The organism is Carnobacterium sp. 1290_CSPC (genome assembly GCF_001053265.1).
Classification (GTDB): domain Bacteria; phylum Bacillota; class Bacilli; order Lactobacillales; family Aerococcaceae; genus Aerococcus; species Aerococcus urinaeequi.
Window position 1 is genome coordinate 1 of record NZ_JVVG01000071.1, and the last position, 20,116, is coordinate 20,116.

The window sequence follows — 20,116 nt, forward strand, 5'->3', positions numbered from 1 at the left end:
CGCTAATTCCTCCTAGGTATCAATACCTAGGTTTCCTTAGCTGACAGCTTGTAAATGAAGTCGCTTTGTTCCCTCATGAATTATACCGTTAAACATACAATGTTTCAGCCACTCAGCTTGCTCATTTTGCTTGCCTTCTTGGAAAATCCGTGCATGGGTAGGAGATCTACTTCTGCGAAACTAACGTTTCTTCTCAAGTAGTATCACTGTCTCAACATGCCTTGAGTACACTCAAAAACATGTCACTTAAACGGTTGGTATTACTAGATTAATAAGTTTATCTCATTTTTGAACTCATCCATCACGCCATAGATATCGTTTTCCATTTCAAAGATGTATCTGTTTCCGTTCATGATCATAATTGTGTAGATTGAATCGTCAACTAGTAATATGTACACACGGTTATCTTTATAGCTGGTCAAGCAGATGTAATCACTGTTATATTCGTATCCTTTTTTATCTAAAAATTCTGAAATACTAAAATTGGTATCTACCATTGACTTAGATATTAATTTCATATTATCACCGAGTATATTATAACAGGAAACACAAAAAAAGCCCCCACCACCTAAACAGGCAGTGAGGGCTTTGATTTAATTAATTATTTAACTACAGCACCAGTTGAAGGTGCAGCATATACCGCTACTCGTCCTTTGACTTCTGTGTCAATTAAGTAGATATCTTTCGCTGGGTTACCAACAATGTCATAAGTCAGTCCACCGAACTTCTTAGGTGTTAGTAGATGGATCTCATTACCGACAGTATAAGGTCCTTTAACACGATATACACGCCAAGTGTCAGCACTTGCGGGTAAGTATAGTTTCTTAGTTGTGTTGGCCATGCTGCCGCCTTTACCAGTGATTGTAGCGCCAGTTCCCGGTCCGGCATAGATAGCTACTGTGCCCTTAACACTAGTCTTAATTAAGTAAACGTGTGGCGCTGGGTTACCTAAAATATCATAGGTTAAACCCCCGAAGTTGGATGGTGTTAACTGGTGGATAGCGTAGTTACTAGTATATGGACCACTTGCGTTATACACTCGCCACGTCTTAGCGCTTGCTGGTAAATGTAGCTGCTGACCAGTTGAAGTAGTAATTGCTGGATTAGCCACATACAGTTTTGATTCTGGGAAAATAAGGTTAGGATTCTCTAACTTGTTCCACTTAACCAAGTTATCAACTGTTACACCATATTTCTTAGCAATCGCACCTAATGTTTCACCAGTTTGTACGGTGTGCATTTTAGCAGTTACAGATACATAACCATCATTTTGAGTGATGTTTGTAGCTTGTTGCGCCACTTTATAACCCGCCAATTCAACTTTAAATTCACGCCATTTTTTCCAATCATTCCATTGCCAGTTACCCGGGCATAGTTTACCAGAAACATCATAATGACGAATTACACGCTCATCGGGAATATTATGTTTTTTCTGTAATTGTTTAGTTAGCCACTTAGCACGCTTGATAGTTTCAGGGTCGAACTCCCAATGCCAAACATCAGAACCCGTTGAAGTATCTTGACACATTTCAATACCGATTGAGTTATTATTCGTTGCACCATAGCCGTGATAGCCATTATAAGTGCCCTTACCAGTACGGAATCCATCACCAACGTGCCATGCTGGTGTATCGTCCTCTACTACCTGAACTATACCATTAGGGTCAACAAAGTAGTGAGCTGATGCTCCACGATAAACTGATTTAAAGTAGTTAGCATTTCCCCAAGCTTGTCCAGCGGCACCCACGAAATGTTCAATGATCCATTGTGGATTGTTTAGGCCTTTTGTTCCTTTGTTAATTAAGGTTAAATCTTTTTGGATTGTGTAAGACATTATTTAACCTCTCCTTTACTTGATTGTTTAACCAACTCATTACCAAACACCGTTACGCCTGCAACTAGCACCGCTTGCACAATGGTGTCCGCTGTATAAGTACCTAACACCAATGGCGTAAATGCCATACTGATTACCAATACTACTAACGGTATCCATTTATTTGATAGCAATTCTGTCCCTTTAACAATCTCGCCAATAATAAAAAGGACCGGTATCATGACCAGTCCTTCTTGTACGACATAATTTAAAATGTCCATTATTTACCTCGCTCCTTTTCTATCAATTGATTTTTCAAATTTCCATTTTCTACTCTTAATTGCCGATTTTCTTCTTTTAATTCAGTGTTTTGGTTTTCCAATTTCTCAACTTCTTTGGCGTGCATAGATTTCATTTCCGCCATTTGCTCACTTAGCATTTCTACTTGACTTTGTAATTTGTCCATTCGTTCTTTTGTTTCTTCGTACAGTTGTTTCCACTCACTACTGGCATACTGCTCACGCTCATTTTGGAACTTGTACCTCGTACCAAGATAGGTTAAAAAAGCTGGTACAATGGCAATCAAAAGTGGGTTTAAATCATCCATCCTTAAAATCACCCCTCAACGAAACACCAAAACCTATAAACGCCACGCACAGGGTTAGTATTCCCACGGTGTTTGGTGGCTCTGATAATATGAAGCTAAAGGCAAAGAATGTCCAAATAAAGCTGAAAATCGGTAGCAATAACCGTTTGATTCTTTTGAAGTCAAATAAAGTGGCAATTGCATAGGACGCTCCTAATAGTAAGAAAAAAACACCTATAAAGCGGTGGTCGAACACATCTCGAATTTTTTGATAGACTCTGTAAGTTTGCAAAATCTCGGGATGAATAACTAACTTCCAACCGTACGCCACAGAAGTAAAAGACAACAAATATGAGAAATAGTAGTTGACTAAGTGCTCCTTAATTTTTTTCATTTCTCACGCTCCTTTCAAATAAAAATAAAAGCGCCCAACTTATTGAGCGCTAGTTCACTTGTTACCCAACTGATCCGTTAAGGGACACGTTGACTGCATTAGCTACGGACTGTTTGATATACACGATATCGCCAGCCTGTAGCACGATGTTAAATGGAATTACCTCATTATCGCCTGCCGAAATTGCTTTTTCATACAAAATATCAGCACCGTTAAGCGTAATAGTGATTTTAGAATCCTCTGAACTGGTGTTTGTAAAAGTTCCGTCAATTAGTACTCCTGTTGAATTTTGTACAGCAAAAGCTTGCAATTTGTCTGTTTGAGGTGTGTCAAAGTAAAAACGTTTAGCTGATTGATTGTAGAATGTTGTCATAATATAAATCTCCTTTTTCTTTATCTGTGTAGTTTGAGTTTAGTTGCCGTTCTTAACAACAACGCCATTAAAAATTAGTAGATTACATGCTCTTTAAATTTCTTCATTTCTCACGCTCCTTTCTATTTTTAACAAGGTAAAAAGGATAGCCAAATTGACTATCCTTCGTTTTTCATTTTATTTTCATTTCATGCGCAGTTTGGGCCTACACTGTAACACCGTTTGCATCTACCCACACACCTTCACTTTTAAGCCAAATAGGTTTGCCAATCGTGGCATCAAAAAACATGAACCCCGGGGCGACATTTGTGGGTCTAGCACCACCATAATCGGCCACAATCATTTGCCATGCGGACCAAGCGGTTTCAGATGTTGCGTATCGGCGCCACTTTCTGTTCCCACCACTGGCTTTATACTCTTGATACCAGAAGCTGTAAGATGTGCTGATTTTATACACAGATAATATACCACCGATAGTTACAGGCATACCGGGTGTGTTTGTACCTATACTGTATAAAGTGAGTTTACTTGCAGGGAATTCATTTGGCGGAGTGTTACCATTGACGGTACTGCCAGTAATAATTGCGAATTGACTTTCGGTTGATGTTCCCCCTCCCGGAGTAACCCATGCTGTCCATCCACTGGCAAGATAGCCCCTCGTATATACCAAACTGCTATTGTAAGGATAATACGTTTGTCTGCAATATCTAGTATTTGTTGGTTCGTTGGGGTTTGGATTGAAATAAATTGTTTCCAAAGTTCCTGCTGGTGTTGGAAAACCGTTTTCAGAACGTGTGCTAGTCATATAGGATGTGCAATCTATCGGAAATTCATTAGGTAAACTATAATTGTTTAATGAATTATCGGCAATTTTTTTCGTTTTACCAAAATTCGTACGTATATCCCCATTTTGTTGCAGTATAAACATGTCGTCATTCTTATCGACATAAGATGCTTGGTCGATAATATTTCCATATCGTTCATAAGTATCTTTATACCCCATAACATCCAGTAAACCTAAATCTTGTTTGCCTTTAACATAATTCAATAATTCTTCAAAATCTGCTTCCCGATTCCAATCGTCAATTTCCCACGAGTGAAAGAAAAGATTTAGCCATCCGCCACGTTCTATAAGTCGATCTACATCTGCCTTTAAAATGTCTAAGCTGACTGTTTGCGAGAAGAAGCGTGTTGAAAGCTGGTATGAAGCGACTGGAAACTCATTGATAACACTGCCCCAAAGTCCAGCAGTTGTTCTAGCTGCTTTATAATATTTGGCTGTAACCCGTTTAACACGTTCATCATACAATCCGAATGGATACATAAGATATTCATAGCCTTTAAACCCATTATCTCTTAACCAGTCTCTACTTTCTTTAAGCGTGAAATCTAATTGTTCATCGCTTATTTCTGTGAGCCTTTCGTGATTCCAAGTATGAGATACAATTTCCCAGCCGAATTCATCTTGTAGAGTTCTAATCTCATCTACCGTCAAATACACATTTCCGTAGTCTGGTGTATTTATTGAGCGATACGGTGTTACGGCAGTTGATACCGGTAAACCAACTCGTTGAAACATGTCTTTAAATATCGTTATATCTTGACGACGAGCGTCATCTGTAATAAAGGTGATAACCGGTCTTGTATCTTTCGGACCTTTCCCGATTGATGGATTAGGGTTTTCTTCAAACCTTTGCTTCGTTTGTGCCAAGTCTTTGTCTAATCTAGCCTTTAAAGTTGATTCACCACTTCTAGCAGCAATTATTTCTGGTGCGCTGAAGACATCTTTGTCAGTTATTTCTTGGATAACTTGATTGTTGTAAATTTCTAATGTATCTTGTCGTTCTTTTGTAGCGTTAGATAAGGATTCGCTCTTACTAGCAATCAAACCTGCATATTCAACGCCTCTTGCAAATGATTCAGTCATATCTGGTAAGTACACTTTTCTACGTACATTTTCAGCATGCTTCTTAGATACTTCCGGCACTTTGCTTTGATCATATTCAATTGGACCTAATTCTTTCAAATCCTCGTCCTTTAATTTAGGCATATACTCCCTTAATACGCTAATCGGTATGTATTGTTCATCTGCCAAATGTATCAGCTCCTTTTAAATTAAATAAAAAGACCAGCATTAAACTGGTCTAGGTAAAGTTGTTGTATTGTCTGCCGTAATACCAAGATATGACTGCGGATTGACTGTATTTCCACCACTGTGGAAGTTTCCATCTGGACTAATCTCAAAGTGTAAGTGCGGTGCGTAATTTCCGCCCGTACCACCGATTACACCGATCACGTCACCAGCTTTAACCGTATGACCAACTGATACGCTGATCGATTTCAAGTGCATATAGTTTGACCAATACTTGTCACCAGTATGTTCCACGTACACCGCATTACCAATCCCGCCAGTCATAAATTCAGCCTTACGGACAACACCATCAGTCGTTGCGTGGGCTTTATAGTTTCTATCGCCATTAGTACCAATATCCTGACCGCTATGCAGCACACCATCTCTAGGACCGTACGTCATATCGTACTCAATTGAGCCCGGTGATTTACCTGATCGTACGAAGAAATTGATGCCAGGTAGCGTGTAGTCGACTGGGAAAACACGACTGGTGGCATAACCGTTTGAGTCTACTTCACCATCACCAGGCGGTGTAACTTTTGCTTCTTCAAGGGCTTTAATCCTATTTTCGATAGAGACAACCTTTTCGCTCTCAAACTTCTCAAATTTCCCAGACAGCGCTGTAGTAGTTTGATGCAACGTTGAAACGGTGTTATTTACTTTTCTGGCTTCATTTGCTATTGCCTGCTGTAATTGAACGACATTACTATATTCTTTTTGAAGATCCAACTGGATATCAGTGTACGATTCAAATAAATTACCGATAGCAAATTTATCATTCTCAGGTGCGTTAATATCAATGGTTTTCTTGATAATTCTTAGCGTTTCATCTACACCCATAACTGGGTTAACCAAATGATAGTACCAGCCACATTCGAATGCATCGATGTTCTGATTAATTAAGCTTAAATCATAGGCTTCAACAACGTACTGCACTAAAGCCGTTTTCTGGTTCTCCATAAATCGTTTAGCAGTACTTAATAGCGTTTCAGGTGTCGTTACATCGTCCCAAATTTTAGGCACGGACTTTTCACCGAATTGTTTGATTAATTCTGGATTATCGATATAATCCAGTCCATTATTCACACTTTCAATGGTTATACGTTGCTGACTTGCATCTGTAGCATCCGGATCATCACTTTCAATCCTGGTACCTAGTGGGATCAGTCTAGGAATTACATCAGTTGGATCTATATCACGACTCATAGATTTTAAATTGCTTCTTAGTCTGATTTCAGTTGTTCCAAAATCGCCATCAAAATTTAAATAATCTAGGTATCTGACATTACCCTCTTTACGAACACGCAACTCCCCACCCAATTTATCAATAAGCGTTCTTTCGATACTGTCTAATGTAGTTTCATCTTGCTTTAGATAAAAGTACAGATAATCATTAGGATCTTCTACTTCCACAATTCCAACCTTAAAATATTTATAATCTTCAACCATCGAATTGTGGCGATTAACTTGTGTTTCTAGAGCTTGCTGGACTGTTCCTCTAAATTCAACATGTGCCTGTACACTATCATTTAAATAAGCAAGTTCACCTTCCGCTTTAAAATCATTCAAGATTATGCCATCAACGTCCATGCTGTCAGAATAGTCTAGCGCCCGCCCTTCAAACTCCATCTTTTTGGTTTTGGTATTAAATACATTTATCAAAGTTCTGTATGGTTGAACCTTTCCAAAAGCTGGGTTATCAGGATAAAAGGAAAAAGAAAAAGTAGGGATTAGCCCTACTTCTTGATTTATTTTTCCATTTTCCAGTTTTGTTCGTCCACTTCGGTATGTGTGGATAGTAATTCCTGTAGCATCATCAGGACCATCATATATTTTAACTTGATACACCTAAATCAGCTCCTTATGGAAATTGAAGTCTATATTCAGCGTTACATCAGGAATGTACATTTTCAGATGATTTTCTCCGGACTTCAAAACAAATTGTTCTGTCTCATATACGCCAGGTTGCAGGTTATAAATTTCATCATCTCTAACAATAGTTGCTGAATTATTCGTTGTGATAATTGGTGCAACATCAGAAATACCAGGGTTAACCACAACTACATCTAGGTACTCAGTTTGAGCTTGTACAATATCTTGCTCCAGTAGCCAGCCATCGTTATTCGATAGCTTGTAAGCATATCTGGATGGCCGTAGGTCAGACTCAGCGGCTGTAATCTTATCGACAATCGGATAGGTGTACCCATGAAAACCAGGGTTGATCTTATCTCCCCCACCAGTGGACGAGTTCGGGTCATAATATTGTGTCGCCCAAGCTCCATAAGTGGCATAATCCCCCACATTCAATTCTTTAAAGCTATTCCAATACGATTTAAAAGTGAAATTAGTTTGCTGTCTTACATCTAATTTCGTATTCATAAATGCTACTAGATCATGTCCTTCAGGAAGACTTGAAACTCTAAATGGGTAGCATGAGAATGTAAAACTCATAGCACCAGAGAATTCAAATTCTTCAAAGGTTGGCGCATTATCAACTTCTGCCATGAAGTAATACTCTGGCATCATCGAATAGGTTAGAGATGATCGTTCTGTGGTACTCATTAGCCAGTTAGTGAATTGTGTCCAGAAAGACCACTTATCACTATGGCTAAGATACTCAAACTCTGGAAGTGTTACTTTCGCGTCTATCACTCGGTCACCGTATAGCTGTTCACCGTATATGGTACTGAAATCTAGCGTTTTATTCGTATGAGGCAAAGGGACTCTGTTCTTGGATTTCGACGGCATTTTTACACGGAAATAATTCAGAACTAATCCTAACTCTTCTGTGCTTTTGCCATTGAAATAGAAATTTCTAATATGTTGATTACCAATCACTTGCTAGCCTCCTTTGCTTATCTCTAGATTTCTTACCTAGTTCATCATCCATTGGGTTTTTAGTTACTTTAGCAATTGTCTTTCCGTCTACTTGAATGACAACAGTATCGTCTTTTTCTAAAAGGTTATGCAATTCATCTTTGATTTCTTGCAATAACATAGCTAACTGTTCTGAACCTATATCCATAGTATCAGCAATACCCTGACCGATACCGCCAAGCGTTTCACGGTTTAAAGGTAAAACTGCTTCTTTACCAGCTTCTCCACCTACCATCACGTCATTACCATTCATACCAAACGCCATAGCCTTGGTTAAAATACCACCGTCTTTATACCATTCAACCCCAAACTTAGGAACTGATGGCGGATTAAGTGAGAATTTACCGCTAAAACTAAAGTGTGGCATTTTTAACTTGGGTAGTGACCATGAAAAATTGAAGAAACTCTTCATTTTATCAATAGCTGATTTAACTGCATTTTTAGCAGCATTAATTGGTGTTGTAATAGCATTTTTAATACCGTTCCAAATACTTGCAACAGTTGATCGTAAGCTATTAAAGGCACCAGATACACCTGATTTAACGCTATTTGCAATGTTAACTACTGTTGAGCGGATTGCATTCCAAATACTAGATGCAGTTGAGCGGATTGCATTGAATATGCTTGTTACTGCTGATTTAACTGCATTGAAGCCGCTTGTCACACCGCTCCTAATGCTGGTTACTACATTGGTAATTACTGTCTTAATAGCATTCCAAACGCTAGAAGCAACTGAACGGATAGCGTTAAATATAACAGTCACACCATTTTTAACGTTGTTAAAACCAGTAGAAACCACTGTAACAATTGCATTAACGACAGTGGAAATAACGCTACTAATAGCATTCCAAACAGTTGTTATTACAGTTCTAACCGCATTAAATATTGTGGTTGCAGTTGTCCAGATTAATGTGAATCTAGCGGTTAAATAGCTAACAATAGCATCCCACACGGCGAACGCTACGGCTTTAACGCCTTCCCATAAAGCTGTATAGAAATTAGCTATGGGTGTAAAGATTGCAATTGCAACCGTCATGATACCTTGCCATATGGTGGTTAAGTATGACGTAATTGTGTTCCAAACAGTTGTAAACACACTTGAAACCATATTCCAAACCGTGGTGAAAATAGCCACGATTGGTTGCCATATAGCTAATGCTGCTATAACGATACCTTGCCAAATCACATATAAACCACTTGAAATGAGTGTCCAAGCAATGTTAAACGCCTCTTGAACAAGCAACCAAACGAATGTAAATACATTTACTATTCCTTGCCAAATACTTTGAGCGGTTGTGACTATACTTGTCCAAATACCTGTAAGCCATGTTACAAGACTATTCCAAGCGTCACTTGCTGTTGTGCTAATGGATGTCCATAGATTGCTAAAGTAAGTTTTAATACCTTCCCACGCACTACTTGCATTAGTCTTAATGGATTCCCAAGTCTGACTAAAGAAGGTAACAAGGTTGCCCCAAACTTCTGTTGCTTTAGCTTTTATTTCATCCCAATTCTTATACAATGCAACACCAGCGGCGATTAACACACCGATCACTGCTGCAACTGCTACCACTGGCCAACTAATAGCCCCAATTACTGGTGCTAGGAATGTAAAGGCCGTTTGTAATAGCCCTACACTAGTGATTAATGACTTGATGATTGAGAATGCTTTAAAAGCACCAACAACAATCGGAATCACACCAGAAATAATTTTAAATGCTGCAACTGCACCTAAAATACCAGCAATCAAAGGTCCCCACTTGTCAAGAAACTCTGAAACATCATCAATAAGCTTTCTAAAGTCAATTTCTAGGATAGTATCTTTTAAATCGCTTAAAGCTTGTTTCATATCAGCGAATAACTGACTGTTTCCAAAGCTTTCTTTTAGCTCCATAAACTTATCGACTAAATCGCCTATAACGTCTTGTAAGGACTGATATGCCGTTGAATTGGCCACCTCATCTCTAAGTTGGGCAAGCCAACCTTGAAACTCCTGTACCTTTCCACCAGCTTGTTGTAGCCATTCGGTTGTCTTTTGCAAGGCTGTTACAACAGGTTCTAAAATTGGGCCACCTACAAGTGCAAGGAAGTCTTGCCATGCTTGTTTGACGTTACCCATAACGTTCTCAAAGCCATCAGCTTCACGGCTAGCCTGTCCAGTCGCACCACCAAGTTCTTGCATGTTTTGGGCGTATTCTAAACGTGTAGCTTGTTTAGTGGCTTCATCTAGTGCAGACCATTCAGCGGTAGATCCTACAAGTCCTTTTTGGATAGCAAACTGAGCCATTTGGGTTTCATTGGCGAAAATACCAATGGCTTCCCCACCCTCATAGTTACCTTTAATAAAGGATGTTAGCGATTGGTTAGCCGATTCATAAGACACATCATAAAAAGCAGCAGCATCCGCTGATAAGCGTACTGCATCACTCGCCTGTGTCATGGCTTCTTCGGTATCCATTCCCAAGCCTTTAAACATCGATGTCATCTTAGTCATAGATGGTTTCAATCGAGTTGGCACCATGCCAAACTCATCCGCCATCGAGGATATCATTTTGCCCGCATCGCCTTGCATGTCGCCAAATACTTGCTCAAATTGCGCTTGAATCGCCTTAGCGCCTGCAGCCGCTTCTACTGCCGTTTTACCAAAATCAATTAGTTTTCCTGCAGCAAATACGGTACCAATGGCCACTGCTGCCTTTTTAAAGAATCCGGCGATCTTTCCACTTGCACTTTGAGCCTTACCAGTTGTTTCATCGATACCTTTGTTTGCTTCCCTGTTGTTCAGTCCGATTGTCCCAAACAACTTAAAAATTTCATTCATTATTCGTTCTCACCACCTTTGTTAGTAGGCTTGATGAACCTCATTGCATTAGCAATGTTGCGTTCTTCTTCCTCCTTCGATAGCGCCTTAGGTTTATTTCTATGAGCTTGTTTAAAGTATTTTTTCTTAAACGTTTTAAAGTCGTCTTTTTGTTCTTTGTGTAGCCACGTTTCCCAAAGATCTTCTTCACGTTCTTCATCGTATAACTGCAAAATAAAATCCGCTAAACCTTCTAATGAGTATGTACTCATAAGGTCTAACGGATTAGCATAGCGTTTAAATAGCGTATCTTTTAGTTCAAATTCGCCACCATCGTTTACATTAATGATGCGATAGATGAGAAAAAATCAGCAAGCTCTGGTTTCTTAAAGAATGCAACGATTAAAGCGGTGTACTCTTTTAAACCTAACTCTTGAATATCCTTAACTGTTTGACCAGTTAAGTCAGCTAGCAAGCTATTAATATCCTTCTTAATCGTTCCGATATTTAATAACACTTTTTGTAACATGTTCGCCATTGCTTTCATGCCACGCTTTTCAGCTTCTTCTTCAAGTTTAGCTTTCTCAGCTTCTAATTTAGCTTTTTCAGCCTTAGTAGGCTCTTTTTTCTGATGATCAGTTGGCTGTTTAACATCAGCTTTGCTGTTATCTTCAAATAACTGCATAAATTCATCTTTAATATCTAATTTACCTACAATTGATAAAAGGGTGAATAAGTCATCACCCTTAAGTTCGCGCATTTCTAATGTCATCTAAAGTCCTCCTATTATTCAGCTGGTTGCTATACTACGCCTCTACCGTTGGGAATAAAATTCTCCATGGGTATTGATCTGCGTCCAATTGCTCAACAGTCGCATGAGCTTCATAAGTTTGTTCTACTACCGCTTCGTTATTATCTTCTGTACCTAATTCAAGTCCGCCAGTTGAAATGGCGTTGTCTAAAATTGCGATAACGGGTTTATCTGTACCACTTAAAGTACCGACAATGGCCATGTTTTCAATGTAGTCACCATCTTCTAAATAGCGCTTAGTTTCAATGACTTGATAGCCAACTGGCGCCTCTCCAACTACAACTTCTCGAATACTACCGTTTAACGATTTACGGATATTTTCAGCAGTTAACTCTTTCATGTTTGCTGTAACAGTTGCCGTTGCTGATTCTAGCACCTTGTTTCCTTTTACTTTCATGTGGAAAGTGCCATCAATTTCGATATCACGATAAGATTGCTCAACTGTTAGTGTTACACCGCCACTAGTAGCGCCGTGCAAGGTACCTGTGAATTCACCCGCTTCACCGTCATATTTAACGCCTGTGTAGATAGTTGCAGCGTTAATCAAATAATTTTTAGCAGTAGTGTTGCTATAGCCTGTCTTTTTTAATGCCATTATTTATTCCTCCAATCAATCTTGCAGTAAAACTGCAAATTACGTCTTTTAATATTGTCGTCGCCTGTCGGTATCTTGTTAGACCGCAAAAAATTAAAACGGATGAAAAAATCATCCGTCAATTTACGATTATCTTTGAAATGAGTTTTAAGGGCTTCTTCGATTTGAAAGATATCAATATAGCTTGAATTGTTATCAAAGATATCTACATCAACATAAAAGCCGTCTACATTACGTTCTATGGCTTCGCTGTCAAAGTCATAGGTAACGTATGGATAGACGACTGTAGCCTTATTATTTCGCTCATGATACGATTCTGGCACGACTAATCTAAATTGTTGATTTAATTCTTTTAGAAATTCTATCAACTCATCACTTCCTAAAATTTAGCTTTGTAGTGCTTACCAACAATGTCTTGAATGTTCTTTTTGTTACGTCTGAAAGCTGGTCTTAAAAATGGTTGAGGTTTTTGGCCACGAGTGTAATACCATTTACCATTAGGCGCCTTATACACCCATCCACCTTTTCTACCGGCACCATTCTCGGCCATTTCACCAGTACCATACTCAACATAAATTGAGTAATCAGTAGGCGAACCAACTTTACCAACCACGACACCATTTTCACGGCTTACAGTGTGATTAATCTTATCTCTTAATTCTCCACTATCACCAACTGGTGCTAGGGATTTAGCTTGCGATTCTATCATTAATCCTGCTGATTCCATAGCTTCTTCACTTGCTGATTCAAGCATCGCTTTTATCTTGGCACTGTTATCTTCAAACTTCCAACCTTTAGCCATTTAAAACACCGCCAAACTTAACGTATAGCTCATTATGGTGATGTTGGCCAACTGGATCATCAGCATACGTGATTGAGTACCAGCGGTTATCAGCATCAACTACACGCATTTTGTCAGTAATTCCTGTTGTAAAACTAGGGATAATAACAATATGCGTTGATTGCTCTATAATTGCGTTCTGAACGGCATTAATGTCTGTACCTGTTACTAGGTCAAGGTAGCCTTTGACTGTCTTAAACTTAGCCCATTCTTCGGTATAGCCACCAATTCCGTCATCAAACTGAGAAAACTGTTGGATAGTAAAAGTTTGTTGCATTCTACCACCTCATCTTTTCATACTTCTCAAGGAATGATAGTAAACTAGATGGATAACCGTCTGTATTATCAGAACCGTTAACGTCATAGTAAGTGGTACTCATTCGGCTAATTGTTTCTGACTTAATACCGACCTTATCAGCCATTTTCACATCATACTCAATCAGCTTCTTGATACCTCTTTTAATGTCGGCTGGGTATTCCACCTTAGTCACCATTGCAAGCCCTGAATTGGCTTCAAAAAACGGTGTGCCTTCAACTGTAATCTGTTTACCAGCTATTGATGCCACCGTGAACAAACCATCGTTATAATGGCTGTAATTGACTTCTATGGTGTCGCCAACTCGTAAGCCTCTGATGACTTCCTTAACGAGAATGATGCTTTCACTTACAAACTCGACACCTTTAAAGCGTACGTGTTTATTTTGAAAGCTGTTGTTAGTCAATTCTCTAACACTCGTTTCAAAAGCATCTAGGTCATCTTGTTCAATATCTGGATTGAGTTTTTTTGCATCTTCTAAAGTAATAATCATCTTAAACCTCCTCAAAAATAAAAGAGGAGTAGTGACTACTCCCCTAAAAGTTCCAGCATTTGTTCCTTAGTGGCGTTTTTAGCATATTCAATACCACGATCGTCAGCAACTTCTTTTAAACCTTTGACATCTAGCTTATTTAAGTTGATGCTTTCAGTTTGTTCTTGTTGTTCTGTTTCTTCAATACCAATTTCTTTAAAGCCAAGGGCTAAGTATTTCTTAGCCTTGACCTCGTTATCTGTTTTCTTGACCACATTATCTAATTGAAATGTACGCATAGGTTACACCTCCTATACTGCTGGTTTAGTATTAGCGTAAATTGAAGTTAACTTGCTGGCTGGTACCCATAAGTCGTGATATTTACGGTAGTCAATCTTCCAAGCATCTGCCTTTTGGTTAGTATCTGGTGCAAATGTACGCACTTTGTCAGTCTTAGAGATTGCGATTGGTGCATCTTTTGTTGAGATTAACCAGTTGATATCTAAAGCGCCTGCTGCTGCTTTAAATCCACCTGTCTCTTGCCCTGCTGTTGTACCATCGTTAAACTCGAAAGCAGTTTTCAATAACTTAGAAGGTGCTTTTACGATTGCATTATCGTTAAATGATTGTACTTCAACTGATAAAGCACCCTTAGCAAGCATAGCTTTTGAAATGTAATCTTTACCAGCTTTAGCTAATTGACCAGCTAAGATTGGATTCATTGTGATTACCACTTCTTTAGCACCGATAACATCTTCCATACCGTTTAAGTCGAATAATAGCTCATCAACAATGTTGTCAGCTGTGATAGCTAATGAACGTGTTTGAGATGCACCAATAGCTAATGTAGCTAACTTAGAGTAACGGTAAGCATCAATTTCTGGCACTACCATTGTACGTTGGAATTCACCCATTACAGTACCTGCAGTTACCACAAAGTTAGTTTCGTCTACGTCCATCGCATCAATTGAGAATGTACGTCCTCGGTCTTGTGTTAAGCTATATGTTTTCCATTCTAGTGTTACATCTCCACCAACAAAACCAGTTGTACGGTCATAGTCAGCTAATCCATCCATTAAAATGTTAGGTAGTTTAACTTCATTACCACCGTTATATTTAACTAAGTTTGCGTTTGCTTCCATCCAACCTGTAGTTGATTCTTGTACGACTTGCTTATCTAATGACGGTTGGAAAATTTTTGAATATTCTAATACGTTTGGCATTTAATTTCCTCTTTTCTTTTTATAGTCCTAATGCTGCTTCAAAATCTGCTGTTGCTGTTGCTGTCGGATCTGATGGTTTACCTTCATCAAGTCCATTGTCTACGACCTGATAGCCTGTTGGCGTTTTATCATCTGGATTATCGTCTGTTCCAAAGAAAGTCGGATTAGACTCTTTTAAAGATTTAACTTTATTGTCTAAATCAACAATGTTTCCATCTTTATCAACTTCAACCTCACCTAACTTAAATCGCATATAATCAACGTCTGTAACGCCCGCTTCACGCAAAGCCGATTCAATAGCCGTATCCTTTTTAGTTTGCGCTAGTTCTGCTTGTGCTTGTTCTGCTTTAGCTTTATAGTCATCAATTGATTTCTGCAATTCTTCGTTATCAGTGTTGGCTTTTTTCAGGCCATCAATGGTCTGGTTGGCTTCCTTCAGTTCATCATTCTTTGAGTTAAACTCAGATTTTGGAACGTAATTCTTTGGCATTTCTGTATTTAATTCTTTCACAAATGCTTCTGTGTCCAATTTGCCATCTTCACCTGTATGCTTTGCAACTAATTCTTTAAAATCCATCTTCTTATATCCCCTTTTTCTTTTTATTCTTGTCAGTTCAAGTTTTAAGGTTCGCTAGTTATTCTGATAGCCAGTTAGTTTATAACGTCATTTCGGACAAATAAAAACCACTAGCGTTTGCTAATGGTTATAATTCAATCTTTTTGTTTTCAAACTTCTTGTAGGCATCGAAGTAAATTTCATTTTCATCGCCATTATAAGTAACTTCGTAGTACATACCATCAGGCAACGGTGTACTTAATAAAGCCTTGCTATTCTGTAACGCTTTAACCGACCAAACAACGTACACTTCATCAGCAGTTAATTTTTTGGCATCATCTGTTACATCTAAATGGCCATTGGCATAGTCAGCCACCAATTGTTGACACTTTTCAATAAATTCTTTAGTTCCCATTATTCATTCTCCTTTTTTTGTTTTCATCGTATTCAAAATTTAGATACCTGCATCTTTCAGCATATTGACCACGCTCCTAATCTACCGCAAGCGGTATGCCACTAGAATGCACCTGTTTAATACCTTTAATAGCCATCGCTTAATCATTTCCATGCCTCGCCTGATGTCTTGATTACGTTTAGCGTGTTCTCATTAATTGCATTGACTATGTCTTTACCGTCAATGTGGCTATTTATTTTAACAGGTTTATTCATGTCGTGTAGTTCCTTGCGAATGCCTTTAACTTCGGCTAATAGTTTCTTTTCAAATTCAGTCATTGCCATTGTGATGCCTCCTAACTGATTGCATAAAAATAGCACCTACCTTTTCAGATAAGTGCTTGTTTTTGACTTAATTTCAGTTCTCTATCCAATACTTGCTTTATGTTATCAATTTCCCAATAAGGAATTCTTATTAGTTTAATATTATTCTTTTTAGAATATTTATTCTTTATTTTGTCGTTAGTTTGAATGTTTTCAAAATTAATTAACGCTTCTTCTTCTGTACCACCAAATGTTACAACTTCAAAGTGTTGTCTACCATCATACTCAATAAGAATATTTTGTTTAGGTAAATAAAAATCAAATGGAAGCGTATTTTTGTTTCTGCAATCATCAAACCTATATTGTGGAATAAACTCTATGGCTTCGCTTGTTAAATACTCCTCAACAGCTTTTTCTCCCTTTGAACTAAAACACCTAGGGCAACCTTTGCTCATGTTCCCTAACGATTTAACTACCTCAGAACCACACGTCTCACACTCACACTCTAAATAAGTATATCCATCAACGAACAGCCTCTTTATAACTATCAATCCATGTTCCTTGTATTCTTCGCTGATAGATTTTAAACTTCTTCGCCTACGTGATGGTTTACCAGTCAGTCTATCGCTCATCCATTCGCTTTGAACTTCCCTACGCTTGTAATTATCTTTCCATTGCAAAGCTACAGCGTCAGTTCGTTCTCTTGTTGGAATGTTAAGCTTATCCATCCACCCCGCTATGTTAGGTGAATTAGTACGCTTCCCATAAACTAATTCTGATATATCTCTAGTTGTTAATTCTTCATCCCAATACTTTTCTTCTAACCAGTAACTAAAATCAGCACCAACATTTTTCGACATTAGATCATATTGCTTCTTTCTCTTGAATTCATTATGACAAACTGGACTGCAAAACAGATTCTTGTTTTTCTTAACATGATACGGTTTTTTGTATGCTTCTTTACCGCAATTATCACAATTAATGATCATGTAACCACTCTCCAATACAATACTTATTCATACTAATATTGTATCAATTAATGGTTTACTATGCAATACTTATATTGTATTATATAGTAAAGGGGTGATAACATGAAAAAGCGAGTAACTTTCACGCTTGAAGAAACAACTATCGAATTGTTAAAAAAGGAATCTGAAAAAACCATGATTCCACAAGCAAGATTGGTAGAACAAGCTATACTTGAATACTTAAAAAAACCTAGTAAATAGTTCTAGGTTTTATTTTTTGCCTCTAACCACTCTTTATAATTATTGTACTGAACAATTTCCTTCGTTTCGTTGTCTTTCCTAAAATCGGGTGAGATGCCGTTTACAACCGTGATTGTAGTACACCTACAGTTGATTGTTTCACTGGCTTCTTGAAATAACCTCGGACCCATTGCCTTAGCCCCGCTTGGTGCAGTAAATTCTTCTTCAACGTCTACCGTCTGGCCATCTAATTGCTGATGCGAGTGACGGGTTTTCTTGTCTAAAGTAGATAACCATCTCTTTTGAACGTCAATACCCTTGTTCTTAGCTTCAACGTAAGACTTCTGTTTGGCAGTTGATTGAACCCTACCACCCTCGGTTCTAGCTATCCTTAAAGCTTGCTTGTAGTTAGCTTCTGTTAGCTCACTTACACGTTTGGCCACCTTGGCATAGCCCTCACCTCTAAACGCACCTTGAAGCAGTGCAGTGGTGGTTTCTTGTGCCAACTTACTTTGGTTTGTGTATAACCTTGTGGATAACCTCTTACCAGCTACTGGTGTATTAACAAGTTCCTCAATGTAATCCTCTGGCAACATTGCAAAGTTGATTTGAATATTTTCAGCGCCTTCAAGCGCATAGAATGTACCAAAGTAACCTTGAGTACCTTCATCAGATATAAAGCTACGCAACAACCACTCTTCTTTGCCACCCATTTCATTGACTACGTCATTAATCTGAGTAGCAACCTGTAATTGACGTTCAACTTGAAGTCTTTGAGAAAAGCTAAGCGAGTCATAAGCATCTATATACTGCTTAATTTCCAATTTAAGCTGTTTTAAGCCGTCTTTATAAGCGTTATATAGTTCGTTATCCATTTGCTTGTAACGCTTCTTGGATAGCCTACCAAGCTCCTTATTCCACTTGTCCAGTTGTTGCATCATCTTCACCTACTTCTGGTGGGTCAGTGTCATCTTGTAAGCCAGTTGTATAGCCTTGTTCCTCAAGTAATAGCTGCACTTCTTCCCAATCGAGCTCAAACTGATCACAAATGAGTTTAAGCACTGATTCATCATCTAAACGAGGTGCTGATGCAAGAATAGACTGGATGATAACCTCTCGTGTTTCAGCTTGAACTTTCTCATTCAGATAAATGTCATTCTCATTGACCATTGTTTCTCTAGTGATAGTGATTTCAATGTCGCTAGCATTGTAACTTGTTTCATTACGTCTATTTATATCGTCTACAATCAGCTCATTAATCCACTTAAGCATTGATCTAAGTCTTACCTCTGCTTTGTTAGCTTTCATGTCCAGCAAGGCGTATCTTGATTTAATAACAACATTAGTGATATTGCCATCGCCTAGCTGCGTGCTATCAAAAGCCATACCAAACTTATAGATTGCATCCTTGTCAATCTCTAGTTTAGTCTTACGTGCTTCAACAGGAATATTGACCGTTTGAACGTCAACACCACCATTTTCACCAACACCAACTGTTTTCTTAGCCTTAATATTTTGACGTAACTTAGAAAGGTCATCACCTCTAAAGCCACGTACAACGTAAATAGCTTCTGAGAAGTCTTGTAAGTTGTTAGACAAGAATGCAGCCATTAGATCATAATCATCAATTAACGCTTTAATTGGTTCTAAATCAGTACGTTCTTGCTTGTTATTAGATAAACGGTAGAAAGGTATCTGCCCCATGCTTCTCTTTAATAACTGACCCTTAGCATCCTTAGCCACAACATGCGGTCTAGGATTTAATTCACGGCTATCATCAAATTCAAAACGTTTATTCTTATCAGTGATAAAGAAAGTGACTTGCTCCTCGTCCCATACCTCAGCAACCGTTACGGTGGTATTTTTACCTTCAACCGTTTTATCCTTGTCATAATAGCGAATGATGCGCTTATTGCCTTCATCATCTTCAACAGTGAAAGTCTGTAAGCTGTCAGAAACTTGGAAACATAACTTGTCATCGGTGTTGGTACGTGCATAGGCATATTCAAACCCTTTCTTAGAAGCGCCTTCTAAAACCTCTTGCAAGAATAGTTGAAAATCTTCGTCATAATACTCTGCTAAATACGTCTGAAATTGCTCATCTTCAACCGTCGCTTCAACTGGATTAGATAGCAAATACTGCACCTTCTGGTCTACTTGCTCCGTAAAGAATGCATGCGGGATCTTTACATTTGATGCGTTTTTATCCTCATGAAGCACGTCATTATCATCAATGTAAAAGATGCGGTTCTTTAAAATGTCATGTTCATAGTTGTAATAGTTAACGCCTGTCTTAGCTTTATCCTTATTTATAGATTGCTTATCATTATCAATCGCCTTATTTAAAGCTGTTGCTAGCACTTTCGTGTTATCACTAAATAGATATTTATTGTCCAAATTATC

General features: G+C 38.4%; 26 protein-coding genes. 1 reads left to right on the top strand and 25 read right to left on the bottom strand.

Going from position 1 to position 20,116, the window contains the following annotated elements:
- Window positions 1-263 precede the first annotated feature (263 nt).
- The 23 genes from AC973_RS06115 to AC973_RS09705 all read right to left on the bottom strand — a co-directional run bounded on the left by AC973_RS06115 (window position 264) and on the right by AC973_RS09705 (window position 17,494).
- Entirely contained in the window at window positions 264-518 is a 255-nt protein-coding gene (locus AC973_RS06115; RefSeq protein ID WP_048728667.1) for a hypothetical protein, read from the bottom strand.
- Between the two features lie 83 nt (window positions 519-601).
- Window positions 602-1,834 (bottom strand): N-acetylmuramoyl-L-alanine amidase, encoded by a 1,233-nt coding sequence (locus AC973_RS09475; protein ID WP_053083821.1) that lies wholly within the window; start codon window positions 1,832-1,834, stop codon window positions 602-604.
- Window positions 1,834-2,094 (bottom strand): phage holin family protein, encoded by a 261-nt coding sequence (locus AC973_RS06125; RefSeq protein WP_053083822.1) that lies wholly within the window; start codon window positions 2,092-2,094, stop codon window positions 1,834-1,836. The genes AC973_RS09475 and AC973_RS06125 overlap by 1 nt, the downstream gene beginning before the upstream one ends.
- Window positions 2,094-2,420 carry a hypothetical protein gene (locus tag AC973_RS06130; RefSeq protein WP_048728670.1) on the bottom strand — a complete coding sequence of 109 codons (327 nt, stop codon included), beginning with the start codon at window positions 2,418-2,420 and terminating at the stop codon, window positions 2,094-2,096. The genes AC973_RS06125 and AC973_RS06130 overlap by 1 nt, the downstream gene beginning before the upstream one ends.
- Window positions 2,413-2,793: a hypothetical protein gene (locus AC973_RS06135; RefSeq protein ID WP_048728672.1), complete on the bottom strand. Its 381-nt coding sequence runs from the start codon at window positions 2,791-2,793 to the stop codon at window positions 2,413-2,415. Before AC973_RS06135 ends, AC973_RS06130 begins: the two co-directional genes overlap by 8 nt.
- A 61-nt stretch (window positions 2,794-2,854) precedes the next feature.
- Entirely contained in the window at window positions 2,855-3,166 is a 312-nt protein-coding gene (locus AC973_RS06140; protein ID WP_048728674.1) for a hypothetical protein, read from the bottom strand.
- A gap of 205 nt (window positions 3,167-3,371) precedes the next feature.
- On the bottom strand, window positions 3,372-5,261 hold the full coding sequence (locus AC973_RS06145; RefSeq protein WP_048728680.1) for a polysaccharide deacetylase family protein: 1,890 nt from the start codon (window positions 5,259-5,261) through the stop codon (window positions 3,372-3,374).
- A 39-nt stretch (window positions 5,262-5,300) separates the two neighbouring features.
- Window positions 5,301-6,959, bottom strand: a complete 1,659-nt coding sequence (locus AC973_RS09480) for a phage tail spike protein (protein ID WP_192828988.1) — start codon at window positions 6,957-6,959, stop codon at window positions 5,301-5,303.
- Window positions 6,960-7,145: 186 nt separating this feature from the next.
- Complete coding sequence (locus AC973_RS06155; protein ID WP_192828989.1) at window positions 7,146-7,859, bottom strand: hypothetical protein; 714 nt, start codon at window positions 7,857-7,859, stop codon at window positions 7,146-7,148.
- A 265-nt stretch (window positions 7,860-8,124) separates the two neighbouring features.
- Window positions 8,125-10,995: a phage tail protein gene (locus tag AC973_RS06160; RefSeq protein ID WP_048728689.1), complete on the bottom strand. Its 2,871-nt coding sequence runs from the start codon at window positions 10,993-10,995 to the stop codon at window positions 8,125-8,127.
- Window positions 10,995-11,246, bottom strand: a complete 252-nt coding sequence (locus AC973_RS06165) for a hypothetical protein (RefSeq protein ID WP_065419869.1) — start codon at window positions 11,244-11,246, stop codon at window positions 10,995-10,997. Before AC973_RS06165 ends, AC973_RS06160 begins: the two co-directional genes overlap by 1 nt.
- Window positions 11,247-11,311: 65 nt before the next feature.
- Window positions 11,312-11,746: a hypothetical protein gene (locus AC973_RS06170; RefSeq protein ID WP_048728699.1), complete on the bottom strand. Its 435-nt coding sequence runs from the start codon at window positions 11,744-11,746 to the stop codon at window positions 11,312-11,314.
- A gap of 34 nt (window positions 11,747-11,780) precedes the next feature.
- Window positions 11,781-12,380 carry a hypothetical protein gene (locus AC973_RS06175; protein ID WP_048728701.1) on the bottom strand — a complete coding sequence of 200 codons (600 nt, stop codon included), beginning with the start codon at window positions 12,378-12,380 and terminating at the stop codon, window positions 11,781-11,783.
- Entirely contained in the window at window positions 12,380-12,748 is a 369-nt protein-coding gene (locus tag AC973_RS06180; RefSeq protein WP_048728702.1) for a hypothetical protein, read from the bottom strand. Before AC973_RS06180 ends, AC973_RS06175 begins: the two co-directional genes overlap by 1 nt.
- A gap of 11 nt (window positions 12,749-12,759) precedes the next feature.
- On the bottom strand, window positions 12,760-13,182 hold the full coding sequence (locus AC973_RS06185) for an HK97-gp10 family putative phage morphogenesis protein (protein WP_048728703.1): 423 nt from the start codon (window positions 13,180-13,182) through the stop codon (window positions 12,760-12,762).
- Complete coding sequence (locus AC973_RS06190; protein WP_048728705.1) at window positions 13,175-13,498, bottom strand: head-tail adaptor protein; 324 nt, start codon at window positions 13,496-13,498, stop codon at window positions 13,175-13,177. Before AC973_RS06190 ends, AC973_RS06185 begins: the two co-directional genes overlap by 8 nt.
- Before the next feature lies 1 nt (window position 13,499).
- Window positions 13,500-14,030 (bottom strand): hypothetical protein, encoded by a 531-nt coding sequence (locus AC973_RS06195; RefSeq protein ID WP_048728707.1) that lies wholly within the window; start codon window positions 14,028-14,030, stop codon window positions 13,500-13,502.
- Window positions 14,031-14,065: 35 nt separating this feature from the next.
- Window positions 14,066-14,308, bottom strand: a complete 243-nt coding sequence (locus AC973_RS06200; RefSeq protein ID WP_048728710.1) for a hypothetical protein — start codon at window positions 14,306-14,308, stop codon at window positions 14,066-14,068.
- A 12-nt stretch (window positions 14,309-14,320) separates the two neighbouring features.
- Entirely contained in the window at window positions 14,321-15,232 is a 912-nt protein-coding gene (locus tag AC973_RS06205) for a hypothetical protein (RefSeq protein ID WP_048728712.1), read from the bottom strand.
- A 19-nt stretch (window positions 15,233-15,251) separates the two neighbouring features.
- Window positions 15,252-15,809: a phage scaffolding protein gene (locus AC973_RS06210; protein ID WP_048728715.1), complete on the bottom strand. Its 558-nt coding sequence runs from the start codon at window positions 15,807-15,809 to the stop codon at window positions 15,252-15,254.
- A gap of 127 nt (window positions 15,810-15,936) precedes the next feature.
- Window positions 15,937-16,203, bottom strand: coding sequence for a DUF6275 family protein (locus tag AC973_RS06215; protein ID WP_048728717.1), 267 nt, complete (start codon window positions 16,201-16,203; stop codon window positions 15,937-15,939).
- 143 nt (window positions 16,204-16,346) lie between these two features.
- Entirely contained in the window at window positions 16,347-16,526 is a 180-nt protein-coding gene (locus AC973_RS06220; protein ID WP_048728722.1) for a hypothetical protein, read from the bottom strand.
- Window positions 16,527-16,570: 44 nt separating this feature from the next.
- Window positions 16,571-17,494, bottom strand: coding sequence for a hypothetical protein (locus AC973_RS09705; RefSeq protein WP_048728725.1), 924 nt, complete (start codon window positions 17,492-17,494; stop codon window positions 16,571-16,573).
- A gap of 102 nt (window positions 17,495-17,596) precedes the next feature.
- Between AC973_RS09705 and AC973_RS09710 the strand changes: the two genes are divergently transcribed.
- Complete coding sequence (locus tag AC973_RS09710; RefSeq protein WP_082148255.1) at window positions 17,597-17,734, top strand: ribbon-helix-helix domain-containing protein; 138 nt, start codon at window positions 17,597-17,599, stop codon at window positions 17,732-17,734.
- 2 nt (window positions 17,735-17,736) lie between these two features.
- Here AC973_RS09710 and AC973_RS09970 read toward each other — a convergent pair whose 3' ends face one another.
- Together AC973_RS09970 and AC973_RS06235 are read right to left on the bottom strand one after the other, a co-directional pair.
- Entirely contained in the window at window positions 17,737-18,654 is a 918-nt protein-coding gene (locus tag AC973_RS09970; RefSeq protein WP_192828990.1) for a phage minor head protein, read from the bottom strand.
- Entirely contained in the window at window positions 18,626-20,110 is a 1,485-nt protein-coding gene (locus AC973_RS06235) for a phage portal protein (protein WP_048728729.1), read from the bottom strand. Before AC973_RS06235 ends, AC973_RS09970 begins: the two co-directional genes overlap by 29 nt.
- Window positions 20,111-20,116: the final 6 nt, after the last annotated feature.

What these genes read in the sequence shown, in the direction of transcription:
- AC973_RS06115 (WP_048728667.1), bottom strand. Translation starts at nt 518, where the DNA reads ATGAAATTAATATCTAAGTCAATGGTAGATACCAATTTTAGTATTTCA.
- AC973_RS06220 (WP_048728722.1), bottom strand. Translation starts at nt 16,526, where the DNA reads ATGGCAATGACTGAATTTGAAAAGAAACTATTAGCCGAAGTTAAAGGC.
- AC973_RS06215 (WP_048728717.1), bottom strand. Translation starts at nt 16,203, where the DNA reads ATGGGAACTAAAGAATTTATTGAAAAGTGTCAACAATTGGTGGCTGAC.
- AC973_RS06135 (WP_048728672.1), bottom strand. Translation starts at nt 2,793, where the DNA reads ATGAAAAAAATTAAGGAGCACTTAGTCAACTACTATTTCTCATATTTG.
- AC973_RS09475 (WP_053083821.1), bottom strand. Translation starts at nt 1,834, where the DNA reads ATGTCTTACACAATCCAAAAAGATTTAACCTTAATTAACAAAGGAACA.
- AC973_RS06130 (WP_048728670.1), bottom strand. Translation starts at nt 2,420, where the DNA reads ATGGATGATTTAAACCCACTTTTGATTGCCATTGTACCAGCTTTTTTA.
- AC973_RS06170 (WP_048728699.1), bottom strand. Translation starts at nt 11,746, where the DNA reads ATGACATTAGAAATGCGCGAACTTAAGGGTGATGACTTATTCACCCTT.
- AC973_RS06210 (WP_048728715.1), bottom strand. Translation starts at nt 15,809, where the DNA reads ATGGATTTTAAAGAATTAGTTGCAAAGCATACAGGTGAAGATGGCAAA.
- AC973_RS06190 (WP_048728705.1), bottom strand. Translation starts at nt 13,498, where the DNA reads ATGCAACAAACTTTTACTATCCAACAGTTTTCTCAGTTTGATGACGGA.
- AC973_RS06160 (WP_048728689.1), bottom strand. Translation starts at nt 10,995, where the DNA reads ATGAATGAAATTTTTAAGTTGTTTGGGACAATCGGACTGAACAACAGG.
- AC973_RS09970 (WP_192828990.1), bottom strand. Translation starts at nt 18,654, where the DNA reads ATGATGCAACAACTGGACAAGTGGAATAAGGAGCTTGGTAGGCTATCC.
- AC973_RS06140 (WP_048728674.1), bottom strand. Translation starts at nt 3,166, where the DNA reads ATGACAACATTCTACAATCAATCAGCTAAACGTTTTTACTTTGACACA.
- AC973_RS06200 (WP_048728710.1), bottom strand. Translation starts at nt 14,308, where the DNA reads ATGCGTACATTTCAATTAGATAATGTGGTCAAGAAAACAGATAACGAG.
- AC973_RS06155 (WP_192828989.1), bottom strand. Translation starts at nt 7,859, where the DNA reads ATGAGTACCACAGAACGATCATCTCTAACCTATTCGATGATGCCAGAG.
- AC973_RS06175 (WP_048728701.1), bottom strand. Translation starts at nt 12,380, where the DNA reads ATGGCATTAAAAAAGACAGGCTATAGCAACACTACTGCTAAAAATTAT.
- AC973_RS09705 (WP_048728725.1), bottom strand. Translation starts at nt 17,494, where the DNA reads ATGATCATTAATTGTGATAATTGCGGTAAAGAAGCATACAAAAAACCG.
- AC973_RS09710 (WP_082148255.1), top strand. Translation starts at nt 17,597, where the DNA reads ATGAAAAAGCGAGTAACTTTCACGCTTGAAGAAACAACTATCGAATTG.
- AC973_RS06165 (WP_065419869.1), bottom strand. Translation starts at nt 11,246, where the DNA reads ATGAGTACATACTCATTAGAAGGTTTAGCGGATTTTATTTTGCAGTTA.
- AC973_RS06185 (WP_048728703.1), bottom strand. Translation starts at nt 13,182, where the DNA reads ATGGCTAAAGGTTGGAAGTTTGAAGATAACAGTGCCAAGATAAAAGCG.
- AC973_RS06205 (WP_048728712.1), bottom strand. Translation starts at nt 15,232, where the DNA reads ATGCCAAACGTATTAGAATATTCAAAAATTTTCCAACCGTCATTAGAT.
- AC973_RS06125 (WP_053083822.1), bottom strand. Translation starts at nt 2,094, where the DNA reads ATGGACATTTTAAATTATGTCGTACAAGAAGGACTGGTCATGATACCG.
- AC973_RS06195 (WP_048728707.1), bottom strand. Translation starts at nt 14,030, where the DNA reads ATGATTATTACTTTAGAAGATGCAAAAAAACTCAATCCAGATATTGAA.